The organism is Acidobacteriota bacterium (assembly GCA_016184105.1).
Lineage (GTDB): Bacteria > Acidobacteriota > Vicinamibacteria > Vicinamibacterales > 2-12-FULL-66-21 > JACPDI01.
In genome coordinates this window covers 38031-57230 of the sequence record JACPDI010000028.1, presented here as the reverse complement: position 1 = coordinate 57230, position 19200 = coordinate 38031, and the positions used below count along the sequence as shown (strand labels likewise).

At 68.7% G+C, this 19200-nt stretch carries 20 protein-coding genes; 12 read left to right on the top strand and 8 right to left on the bottom strand.

Annotated features, from left to right (window positions below):
• Window positions 1-6: 6 nt before the first annotated feature.
• From HYU53_10615 to HYU53_10600, 4 genes are read right to left on the bottom strand one after another with little or no spacing between them, the layout of a single operon-like run.
• On the bottom strand, window positions 7-945 hold the full coding sequence (locus HYU53_10615; protein ID MBI2221646.1) for an NADH-quinone oxidoreductase subunit H: 939 nt from the start codon (window positions 943-945) through the stop codon (window positions 7-9).
• Window positions 945-2981, bottom strand: coding sequence for a hydrogenase 4 subunit B (gene hyfB, locus HYU53_10610; protein ID MBI2221645.1), 2037 nt, complete (start codon window positions 2979-2981; stop codon window positions 945-947). Before hyfB ends, HYU53_10615 begins: the two co-directional genes overlap by 1 nt.
• Entirely contained in the window at window positions 2978-3529 is a 552-nt protein-coding gene (locus HYU53_10605; GenBank protein ID MBI2221644.1) for an NADH-quinone oxidoreductase subunit B family protein, read from the bottom strand. Before HYU53_10605 ends, hyfB begins: the two co-directional genes overlap by 4 nt.
• The gene (locus tag HYU53_10600; protein ID MBI2221643.1) at window positions 3530-3865 is read right to left on the bottom strand and encodes a helix-turn-helix transcriptional regulator; all 336 of its coding nucleotides are present in this window, start codon (window positions 3863-3865) and stop codon (window positions 3530-3532) included.
• A 60-nt stretch (window positions 3866-3925) separates the two neighbouring features.
• On the opposite strand from HYU53_10600, the gene HYU53_10595 reads away from it, so the two are divergent.
• Window positions 3926-4498 (top strand): leucyl/phenylalanyl-tRNA--protein transferase, encoded by a 573-nt coding sequence (locus HYU53_10595; protein ID MBI2221642.1) that lies wholly within the window; start codon window positions 3926-3928, stop codon window positions 4496-4498.
• Window positions 4499-4525: 27 nt separating this feature from the next.
• On the opposite strand, the gene apaG is transcribed toward HYU53_10595, so the two are convergent.
• Together apaG and HYU53_10585 are read right to left on the bottom strand one after the other, a co-directional pair.
• A complete protein-coding gene (gene apaG / locus HYU53_10590; GenBank protein ID MBI2221641.1) occupies window positions 4526-4915 on the bottom strand; it encodes a Co2+/Mg2+ efflux protein ApaG in 390 nt (129 codons plus the stop codon).
• A gap of 199 nt (window positions 4916-5114) precedes the next feature.
• Window positions 5115-5837, bottom strand: a complete 723-nt coding sequence (locus HYU53_10585; GenBank protein MBI2221640.1) for a hypothetical protein — start codon at window positions 5835-5837, stop codon at window positions 5115-5117.
• 80 nt (window positions 5838-5917) lie between these two features.
• Between HYU53_10585 and HYU53_10580 the strand changes: the two genes are divergently transcribed.
• The 4 genes from HYU53_10580 to HYU53_10565 all read left to right on the top strand — a co-directional run bounded on the left by HYU53_10580 (window position 5918) and on the right by HYU53_10565 (window position 9366).
• Entirely contained in the window at window positions 5918-6889 is a 972-nt protein-coding gene (locus tag HYU53_10580; protein ID MBI2221639.1) for a hypothetical protein, read from the top strand.
• Window positions 6890-6910: 21 nt separating this feature from the next.
• On the top strand, window positions 6911-7654 hold the full coding sequence (locus HYU53_10575) for a TerC family protein (protein MBI2221638.1): 744 nt from the start codon (window positions 6911-6913) through the stop codon (window positions 7652-7654).
• A gap of 59 nt (window positions 7655-7713) precedes the next feature.
• Complete coding sequence (locus HYU53_10570) at window positions 7714-8325, top strand: YceI family protein (GenBank protein MBI2221637.1); 612 nt, start codon at window positions 7714-7716, stop codon at window positions 8323-8325.
• Window positions 8326-8397: 72 nt separating this feature from the next.
• Entirely contained in the window at window positions 8398-9366 is a 969-nt protein-coding gene (locus HYU53_10565) for a ChaN family lipoprotein (GenBank protein ID MBI2221636.1), read from the top strand.
• Here HYU53_10565 and HYU53_10560 read toward each other — a convergent pair.
• Window positions 9349-10743, bottom strand: a complete 1395-nt coding sequence (locus HYU53_10560; protein MBI2221635.1) for a M20/M25/M40 family metallo-hydrolase — start codon at window positions 10741-10743, stop codon at window positions 9349-9351. The two genes, HYU53_10565 and HYU53_10560, sit on opposite strands and share 18 nt — an antisense overlap.
• 54 nt (window positions 10744-10797) lie before the next feature.
• On the bottom strand, window positions 10798-11871 hold the full coding sequence (locus HYU53_10555) for a putative zinc-binding metallopeptidase (GenBank protein ID MBI2221634.1): 1074 nt from the start codon (window positions 11869-11871) through the stop codon (window positions 10798-10800).
• Between the two features lie 124 nt (window positions 11872-11995).
• Here HYU53_10555 and HYU53_10550 point away from each other — a divergent pair, with 124 nt between their 5' ends.
• The 7 genes from HYU53_10550 (at window position 11996) to HYU53_10520 (ending at window position 19140) form a co-directional block, all read left to right on the top strand.
• Window positions 11996-14155, top strand: a complete 2160-nt coding sequence (locus HYU53_10550; GenBank protein ID MBI2221633.1) for a TonB-dependent receptor — start codon at window positions 11996-11998, stop codon at window positions 14153-14155.
• Window positions 14156-14163: 8 nt separating this feature from the next.
• Complete coding sequence (locus HYU53_10545; GenBank protein ID MBI2221632.1) at window positions 14164-14775, top strand: HAD family phosphatase; 612 nt, start codon at window positions 14164-14166, stop codon at window positions 14773-14775.
• The gene (locus tag HYU53_10540; GenBank protein ID MBI2221631.1) at window positions 14745-14918 is read left to right on the top strand and encodes an HAD hydrolase family protein; all 174 of its coding nucleotides are present in this window, start codon (window positions 14745-14747) and stop codon (window positions 14916-14918) included. Before HYU53_10545 ends, HYU53_10540 begins: the two co-directional genes overlap by 31 nt.
• Complete coding sequence (locus HYU53_10535; GenBank protein MBI2221630.1) at window positions 14915-15856, top strand: ornithine cyclodeaminase family protein; 942 nt, start codon at window positions 14915-14917, stop codon at window positions 15854-15856. Before HYU53_10540 ends, HYU53_10535 begins: the two co-directional genes overlap by 4 nt.
• A 4-nt stretch (window positions 15857-15860) precedes the next feature.
• Window positions 15861-17534, top strand: coding sequence for an energy-dependent translational throttle protein EttA (gene ettA, locus HYU53_10530; protein ID MBI2221629.1), 1674 nt, complete (start codon window positions 15861-15863; stop codon window positions 17532-17534).
• Complete coding sequence (locus HYU53_10525) at window positions 17531-18469, top strand: TAXI family TRAP transporter solute-binding subunit (GenBank protein ID MBI2221628.1); 939 nt, start codon at window positions 17531-17533, stop codon at window positions 18467-18469. Before ettA ends, HYU53_10525 begins: the two co-directional genes overlap by 4 nt.
• 113 nt (window positions 18470-18582) lie before the next feature.
• On the top strand, window positions 18583-19140 hold the full coding sequence (locus HYU53_10520; GenBank protein ID MBI2221627.1) for a type II secretion system protein: 558 nt from the start codon (window positions 18583-18585) through the stop codon (window positions 19138-19140).
• The last annotated feature ends 60 nt before the right edge of the window (window positions 19141-19200 follow it).

Genomic DNA, 19200 nt, shown 5'->3' with positions numbered 1-19200 from the left:
TCGGCCCTACCTGACGAGGAACGTGGACATGACCGCGAGCAGCGCCATCACGAACGACGCACTCAGGAGCTCAGGCACGCGGAACAGCCGCAGCTTCGCCATCCGCGTCTCGATGATCGCCACCGTGGCCGCGAGCAGCGCGAGCTTGCCGGCCAGCGCGGCGACGGCGACGAGCAGGGGGAGCGGCGCGAGCGTGAACGCGATGCCCCACGGGAGAAAGATGTTGGCGGCCAGCGCGAAAAACACCAGGAGCTTGAGCGCGGCGCCCCATTCGACGAGCGCAAGGTACGGGCCGGAGTACTCCAGCACCATCGCCTCGTGAATCATCGTCAGCTCCAGGTGCGTCGACGGGTTGTCCACGGGCAGCCGCCCTGTCTCGGCGAGCGTCACGATGAACAGTGCCGCGAACGCCAGGAGATGGCCCGGGCCCAGCGCGCCCGCCGGATCGGCCACGGTCCGGGCGGCGATGGCGCCGAGGTTCGTGGATCCCGTCGTCAGCGCCAGCGCGAAGATCGAGAGCGCCACCGTCGGCTCGGTGAGCGCGACGACGGTCATCTCCCGGCTGGCGCCCATGCCGCCGAAGGGGGAGCCGGTGTCGAGGCCCGCGAGCGAGAGAAAGAACGTGCCGACCAGGAGCAGGTAGACGGCGGCAAACAGATCGCCGGTGCGGTCGAACGCGTGCGGGACGAACACAAGCGGCACGATCGCGGCGACGAGCACCGCGGTGCCGAAGACCACGAACGGCGCGGCGTGGAACACCCATGACGCGGTGTGCGACACCACGCGCTCCTTCGCGAACAGCTTCCGCAGCTCGAAGTAGGGCTGCCAGGGCGGCGCGCCGCGGCGCCCCTGCAGCCGCGCCTTCATCCAGCGGATGAAACCCGACAGCCCGGGCGCGAGCGCGGCGGCGGCGAGCGCCTGGAGGAATACGGCGACCAGTTCCATCATGCGAACCACCAGGCGGAGGTCAGCGCCGCGATGAGCGCGAGCATGACGTAGACGAGATACAGGTGCACCGAGCCCGCCTGGAGCCCTCGCACGCGCGATCCCGTCTTGCGCCACGCCTGGATCAGCGGGGTGTAGAGCGCCTGTTCGATCCACGGGCGCACCTCGCTGCGATACGTGATCGACTGCACGAAACGCGGCGCGTCCGGGTGCACGGTGACCGTCAGGTCGCGCGTCGGCCGGTACAGCTCCGCGAACACGCGGCGCAGCGGTTCGGCGAACGCCGTCGCGGTGTACTCCATTCGCGGCGTCTGCGCGATGCGCCCGCAGCCCCACGTGTCGGCCGCACGGGCGGGGCGGGCGTGCAACCGGCGCACGACGAGGAACGTCGCCAGCATGGCCGCGCCGAGCATGACCGCGAGCAGCACCGGCGATACGTGGCCGAGCGCCTGCGGGGCCGCGATCCACCAGCCGGGGGCGGGAACCGGCGTTGCCGCCGGCAGCAGGCCATCGACCGACCGGAGCACGCCGTAGAGCACGGGGACCACGAACGATGCGCCGATGCCGAGCATGACGCAGGCCCCCGCGAGCAGCCATCCGGCAAGCGTCATCGCGCCGGACGCCTCGGCCGCCTCCGCGGCGGCGCGCGACCGCGGCATCGCGAGGAACGTGATGCCGAAGGCCTTCACGAAACAGGCGGCCGCCAGCCCGCTCGTCAGCGCGAGCATGCCGACCGCGACGGGAAAGCCGGCCGCCACGCCGGGGTGAGGGATGAACGTGCCGGCGAGCAGCGCCTGGAACACCATCCACTCAGACGCGAAGCCGTTGAGCGGCGGCAGCGCGGCAATCGCCGCCGACCCGATCAGGAACTGCGCCGAGGTGACCGGCATGCGCCTCACCAGACCGCCCATCTCCTCCATGTTGCGCGTGTGCGCCTGGTGCAGCACGTTGCCCGCGCCGAGGAACAGCAGACCCTTGAAGCACGCGTGGTTCAGCGTGTGGAAGAGCGCGCCCGCAAAGCCGATCGCCGCGAGGCCGTGCAGCCCGTAGCTGTGAAGGATCGACCCCGCGCCAAGCCCGATGACGATGATGCCGATGTTCTCGACCGAGTGGTACGCCAGCAGCCGCTTCAGGTCGTGCTCCATCAGCGCGTAGAGCACGCCGAGGAGCGCCGAGATCGAGCCTGCGATCAGCAGCACGCCACCCCACCACGGCGGCCCGCCGCCCATCAGATCGAAGACGACGCGGATCAGCCCGTAGATCCCGAGCTTGATCATCACACCCGACATCAGGGCGGACACGTGGCTCGGCGCCGCCGGATGGGCGCGCGGCAGCCAGATGTGCAGCGGAACGAGTCCGGCCTTCGAGCCGAAGCCGAGGAGCGCCAGCACGAAGACGACCCCGCGCGCCGCGCCGGGGAGTCGCGCGGCCCCCGCGCGCAGGTCGGCGAAGGCCATCCGGTCGGCGCCCGGCGCGAGCAGCGCGAACATCGGCAGCAGCGCCATCAGCCCGAGCTCGGTCATCGCGAGGTACCACAGCCCCGCGTGCCGCGTCCGGCTGTCCGCCGCGTCGGTCATCACGAGGAAGTACGACGCGACCGACATCAGCTCCCACGCGAGCAGGAACGTGAGCGCGTTGTCCGCCGACGGGACGAGGCACATCGCGGCGACGAACAGATTGAAGGCGAAGCCGAAGGCGCGAAGCGACGATCGCCGCTCGTAGGCCGCCATGCTGGATGCGCCGTGGATGGATGCCGGAATGGCGCCCACCGCGACCACGGCAAGAAAGAACGCGCCGAGCGCGTCAACGTGGAAGGCGAGGCCTCCCGCGGCCGCGAGGAGGCCCGGGGCGGCGAGCGACACCCCCGTGCCCGTGACGAGCACGGGGGCGGCCACGCCGAGCGCGGCGAGGCTGCCGATCACCGCGCCCGCAGCCGTGGCGAGGCGTGCGGTACGCCCCTGCCGCGAGACAAGGGCGCCGGCCGCGCCCGCGCCAAACCCCGCCAGCATCACACCGAATGCGAAGGCGGCGCTCATCGGCGCGCGTTCCGATCCCCCGGCGCCACCCCCTGGCGCGCGGCAAGCCTGTCGAGCGCGTGGAGGAGGCCGCGCAGGATGTCGGCCGGCTCGGGCGGGCAACCCGCGATCGTGACGTCGACCGGGACGATCCGATGCACCGGACCAGCCACCGCGTAGCTGCCGTGGAACACGCCGCAGGTGGCTGCGCAGTCGCCCACCGCCACCACGAACTTCGGGTCCGGCGTCGCCTCGTAGGTCTTGCGCAGCGGGATCTCCATGTTGCGCGTGACGGGGCCGGTGACGAGCAGCATGTCGGCGTGGCGCGGGGAGGCGACAAAGTGCATGCCGAAGCGCTCCATGTCGTAGACCGGGCCGGCGAGCCCCGCGATCTCCAGCTCGCAGCCATTGCAGGAGCCCGCGTCGACTTCGCGGATGGCCAGCGCGCGGCCGAACAGCGCCTTGACGCGCGCGTCGAGCCGGCGGCCGATCGTGACCGCCTCAGGGACGGGGCCGTCGAGCGGCTCGGTGGCGAGCCCTTCACGCCAGATCTTCGAGAAGAGCAGCATCTAGCGCCGCCGCTCCTTCTGCAGCTCCCGCAACAGGGTCCGGGTGCCGACGAGCTGGTGGTTGAAGATCTCGCGGGCCACGCGCAGGAGCTCGGCCACGAGCGGGTCGACGAGGGCGTAGCGGACGGTGGTGCCGACCTTGCGCGCCGAGACGATGTTCTTGCCGCGCAGGACGGCGAGCTGCTGGGACACGACGGGCTGCTCCAGGCCGAGCGCCTGCTGCAGGTCGTGGACGCTGCGCTCGCCGCCGGCGAGCGCCTCGAGGATCCGGATGCGCACCGGGTGCGCGAGCGCGCGGAAGAACCCGGCCTTGAACGCCTGCAGGTCGGCGGTCATAATTGAATATATTAATATTGTAATATTTAGGACCGCGTCGGTCAAGCGTACAATCGGAGGGTGCTGCCGCTCGACGAGGTGCTCCTCGCCTACGCGTCCGGCTGGTTTCCGATGGCGGACGACGACGGGCGGATCCGGTGGTACTCGCCGGACCCGCGCGGCGTCATCCCGCTCGACGCGTTTCACGTCCCGCGCCGGCTGGCGCGGACCCTCCGGCAGGGTGTCTTCGATGTCGCGTTCGACCAGGATTTCCGCGCGGTGATTGCCGCGTGTGCCGCGGATCGGGAGGAAGGCACCTGGATCAGCGACGAGATCGTGCGGACCTACTCCGCGCTGCACGACCGCGGCTTCGCGCACTCGGTGGAGGTGCGCCGCGACGGGCGCCTCGTCGGCGGGCTGTACGGCGTGAGCCTGCCGGGCGCGTTCTTCGGCGAGTCGATGTTCCACACCGTGACCGACGCATCGAAGGTCGCCCTGGCCGCGCTCGTCGATCGCCTGCGCGCGCGCGGCCTCCAGCTGCTCGACGTGCAGTGGGCCACGCCGCACCTGGAGCGGTTCGGCGCGATCGAAATCCCCCGCGCGCAGTATCTCAGGAAGTTGAGGAAGGCGCTCGAATCTGGCGCGCGCTGGTGATCACCAGATCACCAGCATCACCAAATCTCAGTGGACCGTGTACGGCTCGCTCAGTTCGAACTCGGCGATTTCCGCGTCGAACTTCTCGCCCGCGTGCGTCACCATCTGGTACGTGCCCCTCATCGTTCCGAACGGCGTACCGAGCGGGCAGCCTGACGTGTACTCGAACGACTCGCCGGGCGCCAGGATTGGCTGCTCGCCGACGACGCCAGGGCCGCGAACCTCTTCCGTGTGCCCGGCGGCATCGGTGATGATCCACTGGCGCGTCAGCAGCTGGACCGCGTCCGTCCCCTCGTTGGAGATGCGAATGGTATAGAGGAAAAACCATTGGCTCTGCGACGGGCGCGAGCGATCGGCGTCGTACATCGACTTCACCCGGACTCGAACGCCGCGCGTCACCGCCTCGGACGTGAACATTCCGGCATGATAGCAGGTAGCATAGGAGGACCATGCACACGATCGAGCCCGCCCGGCTCAAGCCCAACGCGTCGGTCGATCGCGATTCGACAACCGCGCCCGGTGGCGCGGCGGCAACCGGTGGCACCTTGCGGGGAACGGCGCTGATCTTCTGGGACGCGCGCGTTCCGGGCCGGAAGCTCGACGCGATTGACACCGATCAGATCACGCCGGCCGCCGACTGCGTGTCGGAGAGTCTCGAGACCCTCGACGAGCGGTGGAAGGCGGGATCGTTCCGGTACCTCATGCCCGACTTCCGCCCGCGCGTCCATCGGGGCGAGACGTTCCTGATTGCGGGCGATCGGTTCGCGATTGGATCCTCGCGCGAGATGTCGCCGGCCGGGCTGAAAGGGGTTGCCGAGGAAGCCGGCCGCCAGATGGTCGTCGTCTGCGGCCAGAACATGGGCGACATCTTCCGCCGCAACGCGCTCAACCTGGGCCTCCACGTCGTCCAGAGCCCTGAAGCCGTGGCCGACGCGCAGGACGGCGACGCGTTCGACTTCGACCCGCGCACGCGCGCGCTCAGGAACGTGACGCAGGGCAGGTCGTACGAGCCGCTGCCGCTCAGCGCGAAGGAAGAGGAGATTCGCCAGGGGGGTGGGATTTTCGAGGTGGGGCGGCGCGAGTTCCGGAAGTCGGTCGAGACGACGCCGGTCGTCGACTGGCCGGATGCCGGCGCGGCCCGCCGCATGACGACGACCGAACAGATCATCTGGGCGCACCGCGTGGACAAGGAGCTGCGCCCCGAACAGCTCCGGCCCGGCGTGTCGCTGCGCGTGTACGCGGATCTGCTGCCGGCATCGGACGGCACCGCGCCGTTCGCGATCCACACCTTCAACCAGATCACCGGCGGCAACACGATTGTGCCGCGGCAGGCCGCCATCGCGAACGATCACTTCGTCTTCACGGGGCACGAGGCCGACGAGCGGCAGACGAGCATCGGCCGCGCCTTCGCGGCGAGGCATGGCATCGCGAAGCCGTACTACGCGACCCCCGGCGACGGCCGTCGGCATCGGCGTCGGCTCGACGCCGCTCGGGCTCGGGTGGGCGACGGGATACGTGTACTTCACGCTGGCGAAGCAGCGCCGCGTGGTGTTCGCCGGACGCCTTCAGCCGTGGGTGAGCGGCAAGGACATCGTGCTCGAGCTGCTGCGCCGGTGGGGCGCGAAGCAGGCGCAGGGGATGTCGGTCGAGCTCGTCGATCGCGACCGGCAGCTGCCGATCGCATACCGGAACACCATCGCGAACATGATGGCCGAAGCCGAGGCGCTCAACGGCATCTTCGCGCCCGACGAGGTCACCGAGGCGTGGTATCGAGCAAAAGGGATGGCGGACGTTCCCTATCCACCCGTCCAGCCGGGCGCCAGCGCCGTGTACGAGATCGACGAGACATTCGAGCTCGGCGATGTCCAGCCGATGATCGCCAGGCCGTTCAGCCCCGGCAACGCGTTCCCGGCCGGCGAGGTCGCACGCGAGCGCATCACGTTCGACTACGCGATGATCGGCTCCTGCACCAACGGCAGCTACGACGACCTGCTGCAGGCGGCGCTCGTGCTCCGGGCCGCGCGCGGCGCCGGGCAGCGGCGGGTCGCCAGGGCGCTCAGGATCTTTCCCGGGTCAGGCGGCGTCGCCCGGCTCATCGAGCGCCCGGATCCGCGGCTCGGCGGGGAGTCGATTGCGGACGTGTTCCGCTCCGTCGGCGGCGAGATCCGCCAGTCCTGGTGCGGCCCGTGCTTCGGCCAGGGACCGGACGCGCTCACCAGGGGGCAGCGGGCGATCACGTCGTTCAACCGCAACTGGCAGAATCGCATGGGCCTCGGAGGCGAAGGCTACCTGGCCAGCCCCGCCGTGGTCGCCTCCTCCGCCCTCCTCGGCTACATGGCTCCGCCAAGCGAGCTGGGGTTGGCGTGGGAGGCGGAGAAATATGGAATTTGAGGATTTGAGGATCTGACATCTATGGATTTTCTGGCAGACCCGCACGTGTGGGCGGCCCTGGCGACGCTGACGGTTCTCGAGATCGTCCTGGGCATCGACAACATCGTCTTCATTTCGATTCTCTCGGGAAAGCTGCCGCGGGAGCGGCAGAAGAGCGCGCGGCGCGCCGGCCTGGCGGCCGCCATGGTGATGCGGATCGCGCTGCTGTTCTCGCTCTCGTGGGTCATCGGGCTCACCGCGCCGCTCTTCAGCGCCGTCGGCCGGGAGATCTCCGGCCGCGATCTGATTCTGATCCTCGGCGGCCTGTTCCTCCTGTTCAAGGCGACGCGCGAGATCCACGAGCGGCTCGAGGGAGACGAGACGCCTCACACCGGTGGGCGCCGGAAGGCGGCGTCGTTCGGATCGGTGATCGCGCAGATCATGCTGCTGGACATCGTCTTTTCGCTGGATTCGGTGATCACCGCCGTGGGCATGGCGGAGCAACTGTGGGTGATGATCACGGCGGTCGTGGTTGCGGTGCTGATCATGATGGCGTCATCCGAGGGGATCAGCACGTTCGTGCACCGCCATCCCACGGTCAAGATCCTCGCGCTCAGCTTCCTGCTGCTGATCGGCGTGTCGCTGATCGCGGAAGGGTTCGACCAGCACATCCCGAAGGGCTACATCTATTTCGCGATGGCGTTCTCGGTGTTCGTCGAGATGGTCAACCTGCGCGTGCGCGCGGGACGCCCCGTGGAACTTCACGAAAACCTCCCGGAAGCCTGAAACGGCAGGGCGCCGGCCGGCGTCTTACCCCTCGATCGGAGCACAGTCAAGGAGGACTGGTGAAGAAGACACTTCTGGCAGTTTTTGCGGCGGCCGCGATCGCGGCACCGGCCGGCGCACAGCAGGCGGACGTCTGGACGATCGACGCTGCGCACTCGTCCGCGCAGTTTGCCGTCAAGCACATGATGGTGTCCACCGTGCGCGGCACGCTCGGGCAGCTGACCGGCACCATCGCGTGGGACGGCCGGGACGTCAAGACGATCCGGGCCGACATCGCGATCGACGTCGCAGGCCTCGATACGGGCGTCGACAAGCGCGACGAGCACCTGCGGAGCGCGGATTTCTTTGATGCCGCGAACCATCCGGCGATCACGTTCACATCGAAGCGCGTGGTCCCCGGTGCGGCGGGCGCGTTCAAGCTGGTGGGAGACCTGACGATCCGCGGCAACACGAAGGAAGTCGCGTTGGAGGTCGAAGGCCCCTCGGCGCCGCAGAAGATGGGCAACAACGTCCGGTCCGGAGCGACGGCGACCGGCACGATCAACCGGAAGGAGTTCGGGCTGGCGTGGAGCCGCCTGATCGAAACCGGCGGTGCCGTCGTGGGGGACGAAGTCAGGATGACGATCGACGTCGAGGCGACCAGGCCGGCGGTGCCGGCCGCGCAGGACTGAGGAATTTCTCAACACGGAAACGTCCGCCTCGAGGCGGACGTTTCCGGCCCCGCTCTCTGCTACCATCGCCACATGCTTGGTAGCCTTCTGCTGCTGCTCCTGCAGTCACAGGTTCCGCCCGCGCCCGCTGCCGCGCCGGCCGCCGCGGCGCAGGCCCCCGTCGCCGCCGGCGCGATCGTGCTCGTCAGCTACGTGCCCGAGCGGGTATTCGACTCACGCAAGAGGAAGTTCAGTGACTTCGAGGCGATGCTGGCCGACCTGGCGCGCGCCGACGTGGTGTTTGTCGGCGAGCAGCACGACGACCGCAACACGCACCGCCTGGAGCTGGCGCTCCTCGAAGGGCTGATGCGCCGGCGGGGCCAGCTCACGGTCTCGCTCGAGATGTTCGAGCGCGACGCGCAGCAGACGCTCTCCGCGTACCTGGCTGGCGCGCTGCCCGAAGAAGAATTCCTCAAACAGTCACGCCCGTGGCCGCGCTACGCGACCGACTACCGGCCGATGGTCGAGTTCGCCAAGGGACACGGCTGGCCCGTGATCGCCTCCAACATCCCGAGACGGCTTGCGAACCAGGTGGCCAAGGAAGGCATCGGCTCGCTCGACAGGCTGCCGGCCGAAGAGCGGGCCTGGGCCGCGCAGGCCGTCGACTGCCCGGACGACGACTACCGCAAGCGGTTTGTGGCGACGATCAACGAGCACCCGATGCCTGGGGCCGAGAAGCTGAGCGAGGCGGAGCGCAAGGCGATGGACGACCGCTTCTACCTGGCGCAGTGCGTGAAGGACGAGACGATGGCCGAGGCGATCGCCGCCGCGCACGGCCCTGGCCACCCGCTCATCGTCCACTACAACGGATCGTTCCACAGCGATTTCACGCTGGGCACGGCGGCGCGCGTCAAGCGCCGGCTGAAGAAGGCGCGCGTGGTCGTCGTGTCGGTCCTCCCGGTGGACAACCTCGACACGCTGAAGCCGGCAAAAGACGATCGCAAGCGTGCCGACTATCTGGTCTACACGCTCAAGCCGCAGCCGTCACCGCACGGGCGATAGCCTCTCCGGCATATCCGCCACCACGTACGCCATCACCGCCATCGCCGCGGCGGACTTGGCGATGTCCTCCGGCGCGATCCGTTCAATGGTGTCAGCCGGGGTGTGATGGATCAGGAAGTAGTTGCCCGCCACGTTCAGCGACATCGCCGGGATTTTGCCCGCCTCGACGCTGGGGCCGATGTCCGCTCCGCCGCCGCCGGGACGGATGTCCGTCGCATCGATGTCCTTCAGGAGGCCGGCGATGCGCTCGACCACGGCGCGGGCGCGCTCGCTGCCGGTGAACCCGAAGCCGGTGGGGCGGAACACCCCGCCGTCCGATTCGATCATCAGCACGTGGTTGGCCAGATCGTCGCGGTGGCGATCGCGGTACCCGAGGCCGCCCCGCAGGCCGTTCTCCTCGTTGGTAAAGAGCACGACGCGCACGGTGCGCCGCGGACGCAACCCCAGGGTCTTCATCATCCGCACGGCCTCCCACGCCGCGATGCAGCCGCCGCCGTCGTCAGTGGCGCCCGTGCCGACGTCCCACGAGTCGAGGTGGCAGCCGACCACGACGATTTCCTCCGGCCGCTCGCGCCCGCGCCGTTCTCCGACCACGTTCGCCGACGGCGCGTCGGGAAGGAACTTCGCCTCCATCGTCAGCCGCACGATGACCTTCGTGCCGCGGTCCCGCATTCGCTGGAGGCGGTCGGCATCCTCGGAGGGAATCGCCGCCGCCGGGATCTTCGGCGCGTCATCCGCGTACTGGAGTCCGCCGGTGTGGGGCGTCCGCAGACCGGTGGGCCCGACCGACCTCAGGAGCGTCGCGATGGCGCCGTGCCTTGCCGCCCGCGACGCGCCGCGCGCCCGATACTGGACGGTCTCGCCGTAGTTCGTGTACGGCACATTGAAGAGCACGATTCGACCCTTCACGTCGGCGGCGCGCGCGTCGAGATCGCCCCAGCTGCGGACGACCAGCACTTCCCCCTGCACCCCTTCCGCCGGAGTGCCGGCGCTGTTGCCGAGGCCGAGCAGCACGAGCGGGCTGCGCACCGGCGCGACGATCTCGAGGCTCTCGCGACCGCGCACCCAGCGCGGGACCATCACGGGCTCGGCGCGGACGGCGTCGAGCCCGTCCTCCTTCATTTCAGCCACAGCCCACTCGATCGCGCGATCGAGGTTCTCGGAGCCCGCGAGGCGGGGGCCGAACGTGTCGGTCAGCTCTGCGAGCCGATTCCACGCGGCGCTGCCGGAAAGCGCTTCCCGGATCAGGCGCGCGGCCGGTTCGCGGTACTCGTCGAGCCAAGAGAGGCTCGCGTCGGCTGACGGGGCCTGGGCCCGAGTTCCCGCAGAGGGGGTTGCGAATACGGAGATAAGGATGGCGGCTGCGAATCTGCGCATATCGGAGGAGTATATCTGTTGGGTCAGTGGTCAGTGGCCAGTGGCCACTGACCTTCAGAGCGCCACCCGATGCCGTCCCGAGTGCAGGTAGTTCATCGTCTGCACCGTGAGCAGTACCAGGAAGTCCATCCGCGCCGCTTCCTGGCTTTCGCGCAGGCGCAGCTTCAGCTGGTGGCAGCGCGCGATCATCGCTTCGATCACGCGGTCGATCGTGTACTGGTACTCGCCCGTCCACTCCGCGACGAGGCGGCGCGCCTCGCGGCGGTGGCGCGCGACGAAGCGCGCGGCCGACAGGTTCCGGGCGTGCTCGGGGGCGTCCGAGAAGAGGCGGCGAAGGTCGCGGTCGTAGAACGCCGGGTGCGCCACGCCGTAGTGCTCGCGCTTCCGGGCGTAGTGCGTCCGCAGGGTGCGCGTGATGCGCCTGATCGGATCGACCTTCCGCCTCGTCATCACGAGCGGCGGCTGGCCCGCGATCTCGCGCATGACCTCGTCGAGATATTCGAGCTTCCGCAGCGCCGGCCATCCCTCGTATCGCTTTCGCCAGTCGGAGTCGGGCGCGAGCCATACCGCGAAGGTTTCCGCGAAGTCCTCGTCCGGGTGACTCTGCGCGTACCAGGAATCGAGGTGCAGCACGAAGCTCTTGCTGTAGGGCCTCGGCAGGTAATAGTCCGGGTACGTGCGCGACGAGTAGCCGAACAACTGGAGCCGGCGCGCGCGCCGGCGCAACTGGTAGGCGTTATCGATCGCGTGGCCGGCCTCGTGGCGAAGGATCCGCAGGCACCACTCCGGCGTGCCCCCCTCGACCTCGAGCATCTGGCTCTGTTCCAGCCGGGCGAGCCGCGGATGGGCCAGGTAGAAGGGGACGGCAATGCCAGGGACGCCGTCGGGGGTAAACCATTCGTCCGACAGCCAGTAATGGGGCCGGAAGCCGAGCCCGCGCGCGCCGAGCTCCTCGTTCAGCTGCAGGATCAACGGCTCGAGGAAACTGCCTTCGATGGCGACCTGCAGGTCGCAGATCCGCAGATCCAGCAGTTTTTCGTCGGGCCAGGCAGCCCACTCGGGGCGCTGTCCCGACGTGGGGGGGCCGGCCGTCGCGTGCGGCACGTGCGGGAGGGGCGGGTCGGCCATGGCCGACCTCTACGCTATCGCATTTGCCGGAGCCGCGCCGGTCGTGGTAAATTCGCGCACCCCCCAGTCTTCAAAGCATGGAAGGCATTGCGGCGTTCCGCCGCGCGGTATCCAGGGAGAGGATATGACACTGGTTCGTGTGTTCGTGTTCGCGTGCGTATGTGCAGTGCTGATGCCCGCCCCGACCGCCGCCCAGCAGCCGGCGCCCGGGAACAAGCCGGAACAGCAGGAGCAGCAGAAGCCGGCCGAGCCGCCCAAGTACGAGGAGACGGTCATCGTGTCGGCGTCGAAGACCGAGGAAAAGCTGGTCAACGCGCCGGCCACCGTCAGCGTGATCGGGCCGCAGGTCATCGAGAGCGCGCCAACGCAGAACTTTGCAGACCTGCTCCGGTCCGTTCCGGGCATCAACGTTACGCAAGTCTCGGCGCGCGACATCAACATCACGAGCCGCGGCGCGACCGGCACGCTCGCGACCGGCCAGCTCGCGCTGGTGGACGGGCGCAGCCTCTACCAGGACTTCTTCGGCTTCGTCATGTGGGACTTCCTGCCGGTGAACTTCGACGAGATCAAGCAGATCGAAGTCATCCGCGGGCCCGCCTCCGCCGTCTGGGGCGCCAACGCGCTCAACGGCGTCGTCAACGTCATCACGAAGTCGCCGCGTGAGATCCAGGGGTCGAGCTTCACCCTCGGCTTCGGTGCCATCGATCGGGAGACCGGCAACAGCGACCAGAGCACCGGATCGCTCTGGTACATCAACGGCACGCACGCGGGCGCGCCGAGCGCGAGCTGGTCCTACAAGATCTCGGCCGGCGGCTACAGCTCGGATCCGCTGCCGCGGCCGACCGGCGTGATCCCCGGATCGGCAACCGGCCAGACCTACCCGGCTTTTTCGAATACCGGGACGACGCAGCCGAAGTTCGACAGCCGCGTCGACTATGACTTCGAGGACGGGCAGCGCAGGCTGACGTTTGCCGGCGGCGTGGTCGGCACCGAGGGCATCATGCACTCGGGCATCGGGCCGTTCGACATCCAGAGCGGCTCGGTCATGGGCTACTTCAAGACCGGCTTCACGAAGGGGGCGCTCCGCGCGCAGTTCTTCACGAACGTGCTGAACGGCGACGCGTCCAACCTGCTGGCGATCGGCGCCGACGGCAAGCCGATTCACTTCGACTTCGGCACGAACACGTACGATTTCGAGGTGGGCAACGCGAGCACGCTCGGCGCGCGCCACGTGCTGAGCTACGGCGGCAACTTCCGATACAACGCCTTCGACCTCTCGCTCGCCCCCAACGCCGACGACCGCAAGGAAGGGGGCGTCTACCTGCAGGACGAGATGTTCCTGCACGAGATGTTCCGCCTGGTGCTCGGCGGCCGCGTCGACGCCTTCTCGAACCTTGACGACGCGGTGTTCTCGCCGCGCGCGGCCGTGCTGATCAAGCCGATGGCGGACCACACGGTGCGGTTCTCGTTCAACCGTGCCTACCGCGCGCCGTCGGTCATCAACGAGGCGCTCGAGGCGACGATCCTCAACCAGGCGAACCTCGGCGCGCTGCACCCCCTGCTCGCGAATTTCGTCTTCCCGATCACCGCGGTCGGCAATCCCGACATCACCGAGCAGCGGATGGACGCGTACGAGATCGGCTACACGGGTGTCATCGGCGGGCGGGTCACGCTGAGCGCCGCCTTCTACCACAACAGCCTGACGAAGGACATCAACTTCGCGCAGGTCGGCGTCTACACCGCGACCAATCCGCCGCCCACCTGGCCGGCGCCGTTGCGCCCGCTGCTGCCGGTGCTGAACCTGCTGGCGGCCCAGGGGCGCGGGATCCCGTGCTGCGTCACGTACCTGAACCTTGGCGACTACACCCAGCAGGGCGTGGAGCTGGGCCTCGACGCGGCGATCAACCGGAACTTCAGCGCGTTCGTGAACTACTCCTGGCAGGGAGATCCGGACCCGGAGAACGCCGCAGATATCCGCGAGCTGAACCTGCCGCCGACCAACCGCGTGAACGCCGGTGTGAACTTCAACTACAGCCGCTTCCTCGGCAACGTGTCGGTGACCTACCAGGATGAAGCCTTCTGGCAGGACGTGCTCGACTCGCGCTTCCACGGCACCACCGACTCGAACACGCTCGTCAACGCCGGCTTCGGCGTCCGGTTCGCCGACGACAAGCTGACGACGTCGGTGAAGGTCGTCAACCTGGCCAACGAAGAGATCCAGCAGCACGTCTTCGGCGATGTGCTCAAGCGGCAAATCGTTGGGGAGGTCAAAGTCAGGTTCTAATCATTAGGTTGGTCCGCTTTCTGGCTCTCGACATCGACGGCACGCTGCTGAACTCCCGCTGGGAGCTGCCGGCCGAGAACATCGATGCGGTCGCGGCCTGCGTGGAGGCGGGCGTCGAGGTGGCGCTCGTCACCGGCCGGCGCTTCGATTTCGCACGCCCGGTGATGGACGAGCTTCGCGTTCCGCTCACGATGATCGTGAGTAACGGCGCCGTGGTGAAGGACCGCTTCGGCGCCACCCTGGCGCGCCGCGTGCTCGACCGCGAGACCGCGCGGCGCGTGCTCGCGCTGTCGGAGGGCTGGCGCGACTGCGCGGGCCTGCTGTTCGACCGCTCGCACGACGTGCAGATCGTCTTCGCGCGCATCGACCCGGCCGACGAGCAGCGGCAGCGGTTCTACGAAGTCAATCGCCACGCGATTGCCGAGCGGCCGCTGGAGTCGTGCCTGGACGAAGAGCCGGTGCAGATCATGTACAGCGGCCCGCTCGGACGCATGCGGGCGCTGCACGAGCACCTGCAGAAAGGGGGACAGTCACACTTTTCCCACGCGGCGAAGGAAAAGTGTGACTGTCCCCCTTTCTCCGTCTCGAGATGCTGCAGTTCGCCGGCGTGCCGGTCGTGATGGGCAACGCCGCTCCCTCGCTGCGCGCGCGCGCGAACGGCTGGCACGTCACCGGCTCGAACGACGAGGCTGGAGTGGCAATGGCGATCCGGGAGTTCATCCTCGGCAGTGGCGCGGGCCTGAAAGGCCCGCGCCGCAGGTGAAGATCTTCGAGGAGCCCGCCATCCGCGCAGCGGTGAATGCCGCCGTTGCGGTCGACGCAGTCCGCGACGCCTTCCGCGCCGACGGCCTGAAGCGCACGACCGTCCCGGCCGTCATCAACCTGCCGGTGCCCGCCTTCGACGGCGAGTTCCACGTGAAGAGCGCGTTCATCGAAGGGGTGCCGCACGTCGCCGTGAAGGTGGCGTCCGGTTTCTATCGCAACCCCTCGCGCGGGTTGCCGAGCGGCGCCGGGCTCATGCTGCTCTTCGATGCGGCAACCGGTCTCCCCGAAGCGCTGCTCCTCGACAACGCGTACCTGACGGACGTGCGAACGGGAGCGGCTGGAGCCGTGGCGGCCGAAGCGCTCGCGCGGCCGGATATCGAAACGGTGGGCGTCCTCGGATCCGGCGTGCAGGCGCGCCAGCAGCTGGACTGTCTCCGCCAGGTCCGGCGTTTCTCGCGCGTTCGTTGCTGGAGCCGTACGGCGGAACGCGCCGGCGCGCTCTGCGCGGAGGTCGCGCGCGACTGGGGGCTTGACGCGCGCGCCGTGGCGTCAGCCGAGGAGGCGACGCGTGGTGCCGACCTGCTCATCACCGTCACGCCGTCGCGCGAGCCGCTCGTGCGCGCGGACTGGCTGGCGCCCGGGCTGCACGTGACGGCCGTGGGCTCCGATACGCCTGGAAAACAGGAACTCGAGGCGGCCTGCCTCGAACGAGCCGACCTCGTTGTCGTCGATCGCCTCGCGCAGTGCGCCGCCTTCGGCGAGCTCGCGCACGCCCCGGCAGTACGCGCGCACGCCGAGCTGGGCGAAATCGTCGCCGGCCTCAAACCCGGACGCACGCGCGGCGATCAGATTACAATCGCCGATCTGACCGGCGTCGACTTCCAGGACACCGCCATCGCGAGCGCAGTGTACCGAACCCTGAACCCTGAGCCCTGAACGTATGCAGTACATCTACACGATGAAAGCGCTGGGCAGGATCCACCAGCCCGACAAGGTCGTCCTCAAAGACATCTGGCTGTCGTTCCTGCCGGGCGCGAAGATCGGCGTCCTCGGGCTGAACGGCGCGGGGAAGAGCACCCTCCTGCGCATCATGGCCGGCGAGGACAGGGACTTCAGCGGCGAGGCGTTCCCCGCCGAGGGGATCAGCACCGGGTTCCTCCCGCAGGAGCCGCGGCTCGATCCGGCGAAGGACGTGCTCGGCAACGTCGAGGAGGGGGTCGCGGAGGTGCGCGCGCTCCTGACCCGGTTCGACGAGGTCAGCACGAAGCTCGGCGAGGACATCACCCCCGCGGAGATGGACACGCTGCTGGACGAGCAGGCGAGGCTGCAGGATCGGATCGATGCGGCCAACGCGTGGGATCTCGACTCGCGTCTCGAGCACGCGATGGACGCGCTGAGGCTGCCCCCGCCAGACGCTGACGTCACGAAGCTGTCGGGCGGCGAGCGACGGCGCGTGGCGCTCTGCCGGCTGCTGCTGCGCGCGCCGGACCTGCTGCTGCTCGACGAGCCGACCAACCATCTCGACGCCGAGTCGGTCGCCTGGCTCGAGCGCTTCCTCAAGGACTATCCCGGCACCGTTGTCGCGGTCACGCACGACCGGTACTTTCTCGACAAGGTGGCGGGGTGGATCCTCGAGCTGGATCGCGGCGAGGGGATTCCCTGGCAGGGCAATTATTCGTCGTGGCTCGAGCAGAAACAGCGACGCCTCGAGATCGAGCAGAAACAGGAGAGCCGCCGCCAGCGCACGCTGGCGCGCGAGCTGGAATGGATCCGGATGTCTCCCCGCGCGCGGCAGGCCAAGGGGAAGGCGCGGCTCAACGCCTATGAGAACCTCCTGAAGGAAGACACCGCGCAGAAGCTCGAGTCCGTGGAGATCTACATCCCGCCCGGACCTCGCCTCGGGGACGTCGTGGTCGAATCACGCGGCGTGCGGAAGGCGTACGGCGATCTGCTCCTCATGGATGAGGTGTCCTTCACGCTGCCGCGCGGCGGGATCGTCGGCGTGATCGGGCCGAATGGCGCGGGCAAGACGACTTTGTTCCGCATGATCACAGGACAGGAACGGCCGGACGAGGGGACGCTGCGCATTGGCGAGACCGTCCAGATCGGGTATGTCGATCAGAGCCGCGACGCGCTCGACCCGGACAGGACCGTGTGGGACGAGATCTCCGGCGGCCTCGACGAGATCGAGCTGGGCAGGCGGAAGGTCCCTTCGCGCGGCTACGTGTCCTGGTTCAACTTCAAGGGACGCGATCAGCAGCGCAAGGTGGGACAGCTCTCGGGCGGCGAGCGCAACCGTGTGCATCTCGCCAAGCTGCTGAAGAAGGGCAGCAACCTGCTGCTGCTCGACGAGCCCACCAACGATCTCGACGTGGACACGCTGCGGGCGCTCGAGGATGCGCTGCTGGAGTTTGCCGGCTGCGTGGTCGTCATCTCGCACGATCGCTGGTTCCTCGATCGCATTGCCACGCACATGCTGGCCTTCGAAGGGGACAGCCGCGTCGTCTGGTTCGAGGGGAACTACCAGGATTACGAAGCGGATCGGAAGCGGCGGCTTGGCGCCGAAGCCGACCAGCCCCATCGGATCAAGTACCGGAAGCTCACACGCCAGTGATTCGCCGCGCCAGACCGATCGCCTGCGCGCTCGCGGTGTGTGCGGCGTGCAGCTGCGGCGGCGGTCGCGATCGCCTGACGATCGCGTCGGGCGAAGCGGGCAGCGGCGAGGCGGCCCTCGGCCGCGCCATCGCGCGGATCATCAGCGATCGGGCGCGAATGCAGGCGGCGGCGGACCCCACGGGCGGTCCCGTCGACAATCTGCGACGGATGCGCGAGGGGCGCGCCGACTTCGCCCTTGCCACGGCCGACGTGCTCGCCGACGCGGTGAACGGGCAGGGGACGTTCCGCGGTGCGACGGTTCCGGCGCGCACCGTGGCGAACCTGGCCGACAGCTACGCGCACCTGGTCGTCCTCGACGGCTCATCCATCAACGGGCTTTCGGGGCTGCGGGGGCGCACCGTCTCGACCGGCGCTGCCGGAAGTGCCACCGAGTTCACCGCGCTTCGCGTGCTCCGCGAGGCGCTTCTCGACCCCGAACGCGACGTGAAGCGGCAGGCACTCGGCCTGTCGGAATCGACGGCGGCGCTGCGCGAGCGGCGAATCGATGCGTTCTTCTGGATGGGTGGGATTCCGACGCCGGCCATCGACGCGCTGTCGCGCGACGCGCGCGTCAAGGTCAGGCTCGTGTCCACCGCAAGCGTCGTCATGCTGCTGCAGCGACGCTTTGGGGAGTCGCTTTATACGGTGCTGGAATTCCCGGACGGGCTCTACGGAAGCCCGGAGAAAGCGGCCGGACTGGGGGTGGCGACGATCCTCGTTGCCCGGGGGGACACGCCCGACGCCACGGTGTTTGCCGTTGCGAGAGCCCTCCTGGCGGGGTCGGAGGGGCTCCGCGCCGTGCTGCCGGAGACGACCTTGGAGCGCGCGAAGCGACCGGCACCGGCCGCCCTGCATGCCGGCGCGGCACGCTACTACCAGGAAACGGGCCGGTAGGCCATTTTGCGCAACCACGGGCAGGTGCTGCATAGCCCTGGAAAACAAGGCCCCAAACCTGCTACATTATGAGTCCCCAGCCTCAAGACTCCCAATTGAAAAGGCAGACTACGATGGCACCCTTGGAGCCTAGTGCCGTCGCCCGGCTGCGCAGCGAGCGTGGGTTCACGCTCGTGGACATGCTGTTCGTTGTCGGGCTGATAGGACTGTTGTCGACGTTGGCTGTTCCCGGCCTCACGCGAGCGAAGGGAGCCGCGCAGGCGTCTTCCGCGCTCGCATCCTTGAAGGTCATCAACAGCGCGGAGCTCAGCTACGCGATTTCGTGTGGTCTCGGCTTCTACTCGCCGAACCTCACGACGCTCGGTGTCCCCCCACCAGGATCGAGCGCGGCGTACTTGCCGATCGAGCTGTCGTCTGCGGCGACGGTGAACAAGGGGGGGTACCAGTTCCAGTTGACCGGGACGGCGCTCGCCGGCGCGCCCGTCAGCTGTAACGGGCTGGGTGCCGGCCTTGGTTCGCCCGGCTATAAAGTGGGGGCCTCGCCGCTCGAGGCGCCCAACACGAGGTACTTCGCGACAAACTCGGGCGGCCTGCTCTACGAGGCGCAATCGAGCTTGTTTGCCGCCATCCCCGAATCCGGGCCGTCGGGCGTGGGGACGCTCGTGCAGTAGACAGGCACAAGGCCCAAGGCACAAGGCACAAGGCAGAGGACCATCCTCGTGCCTCGTGCC